The following is a 3648-nucleotide window of genomic DNA, read 5'->3' as shown; positions in this document are numbered from 1 at the left end:
CGGGCCAGCGGCTGCTGCTCAAGCACGGTTCGCGCACGGTGCAGACCGCCGTCCGCACGCTCGAGGGCGTCCTGGACCTCGACGACCTGCACGCCGTGCCGGCAGAAGCGCTGTCGCTCAACGACATCGGCCTCGTGAGCCTGCGTCTCGCGGCGCCGCTCCCGGTCGAGAACTACTCGGTCTCGCGCCGCGGCGGCTCGTTCCTGCTCATCGACGCCCACGACGGGCGCACGTTGGCCGCCGGCATGGTCGGCGCCACCCTCCCCACCGCGGCCCCTGCGCCGTCCGAGCCGGAAGGTGACGAGGAGTGGGAGATCTGAAGTCAGCCCTACCTGTCGTGCTGGACCTGACCGGGCGGCTCGTCGTGGCCGTCGGTGGCGGTCCCGTGTCGGCGCGCCGGGTCAGGGCCTTCCTCGGGGAGGGGGCGGTCGTCCGCGTCGTCGCCCCCTGGCTGTGCGAGGACCTGCGCGACCTGGCCGTCGCAGCCCGCGTGGAGTGGGTCGAGCGCGACTACGCCGGTCCGGCCGACCTCCACGGCGCCTGGATCGCGCACACGGCGACGGGTGAGCCCTCCGTCGACCGTGAGGTCGCCGCGGATGCGGAGTCCCTCCGGGTCTGGTGCGTCGACGCGACCGACTCCGCAGGCACGACCGCCAGCGTGACCGCCCGCGCCGACGTCACCACTCCCGGCGGCCGGGTCACGGTCTCCGCGTATGCCGCCGGCGACCCCGGCCTGGCCGAGACCGTCCGCGACGGGGTGGAGCGCGCCCTCGTCTCCGGTGCCCTCGACCTGCGTCGCACCCGGCCCCGCACCCAGGGGCACGGCTGGGTCGCCCTCGTCGGCGGCGGCCCCGGCACCGACGGCCTGCTGACGTCCCGCGGTCACGAGCTGCTCGCCTCGGCCGACGTCGTCGTCGTCGACCGGCTCGCCCCCCGGGCCGTCGTCGACCGCCTGCCCGCCTCGGTGCGTGTCATCGACGTCGGCAAGACGCCGGGCCACCACCCGGTGCCCCAGTCGGGCATCAACGACATCCTCGTCGAGGAGGCGCAGCGCGGCCTCGGCGTCGTGCGCCTCAAGGGCGGCGATCCCTACGTGCTCGGCCGCGGCGGCGAGGAGCGCGACGCGTGCGAGGCACACGGCATACCCGTCGAGGTGGTGCCCGGCGTGACGAGCGCGGTCAGCGTTCCCGCGGCGGCCGGCATACCCGTGACCCACCGGGGGGTGGCGCGGGGCTTCACCGTCGTGACGGGCCACGAGGAGATCCCCGTCCTGCCGACCGGTGGCGAGCACACGCTCGTGCTGCTCATGGCCGTGGGCGGGCTGCGCTGGACGACGACCCTGCTCAGGGAGCACGGGCGTGGTGCCGACTGTCCGGTGGCGATCGTCGAGCGCGGTTTCGCGCCCGACCAGCGCGTCACGATCGGCACGCTCGAGACCATCGCCGACCTCGCCGTCGGGCGCGCGGTGGAGTCACCCGCGGTCGTGGTCGTCGGCGACGTGGTGCGCCTCGGCCCCGACTGGCGCGCCGCGCACGGGCGGGGAGCTACCGGCTGAGGGCGTCCGTCGAGAGCGCGTCGAGCGCTCCGACGAAGAGTCCACCCAGAGGATTCCGGCTCAGTCGAGCGCGGCCACCTGCGCCTCGACGATCTGGGCGAGATCCGGCCAGCGCACCATCTCGGCACGACCACCCAGGCCGGCGACGACCACGCGACTGCCGGCGACGCACCACAGGTTGAGCGACCGGGCGTGTTGGCCGTCGAGGACGAACGGCAGCTCCGCCGCCTCCACGAGCGTCGGGCCGGCGATCTCCGGCGGCGCGACGTCCCGCGGCTCGCCGACGTCCGTGACGCTCTTGGTCTGCCGCATCCTCCGCGGGAGCGCGCGCAGCTGCGTCACCGCGGCCCGTGCGTCCGCCGGCGACGCGAACGGGATGACCTGGATGAAGAGGTCGGCGCGCCCCACCCCCTGGTAGGCGCGCGCGCTCGTGACGGAACGCATGCCCCGCGCCCGGGTGATGACGTCGCTCGTGCTGCCGCTCGCACCGGTGCGATAGGTCCACGCGCCGCGCGCCGTCCACGGACCGCCGGGCACCTGACCCGCCGGCAGGCAGGCGTTGCGGGACCCGATCGACTTCAACCGCGCCAGCATGAGGCGCCCGACACTCGTCACGCGGTCACGATAGGGCGGCGACCGCCGCGGCGGTGCGATCACGTGACCGCCGCGAGGATCCGGTCGATGCGCGCCAGCGTCACCGGGTCGTCCGGGACCTCGAAGAACCACGTGGCGAGCCGCTCCTTGTGCGACTCGCTCCTCGCCCCGACCCATCTCGAGCAGGCCAGCTGGGCGATGTGCGCCTGCTCCGCCACCAGCATCGTGAAGTGCCCGCGTCGCGTCACCCGCCCCGGGCCACCGGCCTCGCGGTATGCCGTGTGGAGCAGCCGCGCACGCGACGGGTCGTCGTCGCCGAACTCGAAGAGCACCATCGCCAGCTCCTGGCTCGGGTCGGCCGGTCCGAGGTTCTCGAAGTCGAGGACGCAGACGCGTCCGTCGGCGGTCGAGCGCACGTTGTCGGCCCACAGGTCGCGGTGGCAGACGATCGGCGACCCGTGCGGCTCGAGCACCGCCTCCACGGCGACGAGGTCGTCCACGAGGGCGCCGAGGTGCCCGGCGAAGGGCGCGCCCGCCGCCACGACCCGCTGGTGCAGCTCGCGCCACCGCTCCTTGCCGAGCCCGGTGGCGAACCAGCTCTCGACGCCCGCGCCGGATGGCGGGCCGGCGCGGTGGAGTCCCGCCACCGTGCGTCCGACGGCGGCAGGGTCGAGCCGGCGCGAGGAGCGCCGCAGGTCGAACCACTCGAAGACGCGCACCGCCGTGCCGTCCACGGTCGTCGCCACCGCACCCGAGGGCGTGTGCCGCACGGCCGGCGTGAGCACGCCCTCGCCTCGCGCGGCGTCGACCAGTCTCGCGTCCTTGGCCACCTCGTCGAGGTCGGGGCTGGCGAACCACTCCTTGACGGCGTGCTGCCCCTCCGGCGTCTCCAGCCGCCACACCTGGCCCAGCTGGCCCCGCGCGACCGGTCCGGTCAGGGTCGCGGGACCCGAGAGCCCGTAGGCGTCCGCGACCTGCTGTGCCGTTGAGGGAGTGAGCACCGGAACCGACTGCAGCTCAGCGGCGTTCGCTCATGGCAGCACGCGCCAGACGGCGATGCCGACGGTGGCCAGTGCCAGGACGACGGACGCGATGGTGAGCGGCGCCCGACGCGTCCGGTCGACGCCGACGAGCAGCACCGCGGCCAGGACGGACACCACGCCGGCGACGATCGTCTCCTCGGCGCCACGGTCGATGGTGCGGATGAGCATGGTGTCGACCAGCCCGAACCGGGTCAGGTAGCCCAGCAGCCGGATGACCACGAAGGCCCACCAACCGACGACGACCCAGAAGAGCGCGACGCCGACCTGGGCGATGAGCGGGTCGCCGGCGGCAGCTGTCGTGCGCCCACCCGGCCGCGACTGCACCGGTGACGGCCAGACCGGCTGGCCGGCATACGGGTTCGTGGGGGCGACGGGCACGGGCACGGTGAACTGCTGCTCGGGCCCCTGCGGCCGCGTCGGCCCCGGCATGGCGTTCATGGCGAAAAGGTACTCCCG

5 protein-coding genes are annotated in these 3648 nt (G+C 74.6%); 2 read left to right on the top strand and 3 right to left on the bottom strand.

Annotated elements, in window-relative coordinates; all coding sequences use genetic code 11:
- Both ABD194_RS18585 and cobA read left to right on the top strand, forming a co-directional pair.
- Positions 1 to 320 (top strand): elongation factor 1-alpha C-terminal domain-related protein (locus tag ABD194_RS18585; RefSeq protein WP_425580026.1); only part of this gene is annotated, 320 nt, incomplete at its 5' end.
- Positions 308 to 1555: a uroporphyrinogen-III C-methyltransferase gene (gene cobA / locus ABD194_RS18580; RefSeq protein ID WP_343994248.1), complete on the top strand. Its 1248-nt coding sequence runs from the start codon at positions 308 to 310 to the stop codon at positions 1553 to 1555. The genes ABD194_RS18585 and cobA, both read left to right, overlap by 13 nt.
- A 60-nt stretch (positions 1556 to 1615) precedes the next feature.
- Here cobA and ABD194_RS18575 read toward each other — a convergent pair whose 3' ends face one another.
- The 3 genes from ABD194_RS18575 to ABD194_RS18565 form a co-directional block, all read right to left on the bottom strand.
- Positions 1616 to 2170, bottom strand: a complete 555-nt coding sequence (locus ABD194_RS18575; RefSeq protein WP_343994246.1) for a hypothetical protein — start codon at positions 2168 to 2170, stop codon at positions 1616 to 1618.
- A 38-nt stretch (positions 2171 to 2208) separates the two neighbouring features.
- Positions 2209 to 3150, bottom strand: a complete 942-nt coding sequence (locus ABD194_RS18570) for a phosphotransferase enzyme family protein (RefSeq protein WP_343994244.1) — start codon at positions 3148 to 3150, stop codon at positions 2209 to 2211.
- A gap of 30 nt (positions 3151 to 3180) precedes the next feature.
- A partial coding sequence (locus ABD194_RS18565) for a hypothetical protein (protein ID WP_343994242.1) occupies positions 3181 to 3648 on the bottom strand: 468 nt, incomplete at its 5' end.

The sequence above is a fragment of the Terrabacter terrae genome, from assembly GCF_039529575.1.
Classification (GTDB): domain Bacteria; phylum Actinomycetota; class Actinomycetes; order Actinomycetales; family Dermatophilaceae; genus Terrabacter; species Terrabacter terrae.
The sequence above is the reverse complement of the archived record's forward strand: the minus strand, read 5'-3'. Positions and strand labels throughout refer to the sequence as shown.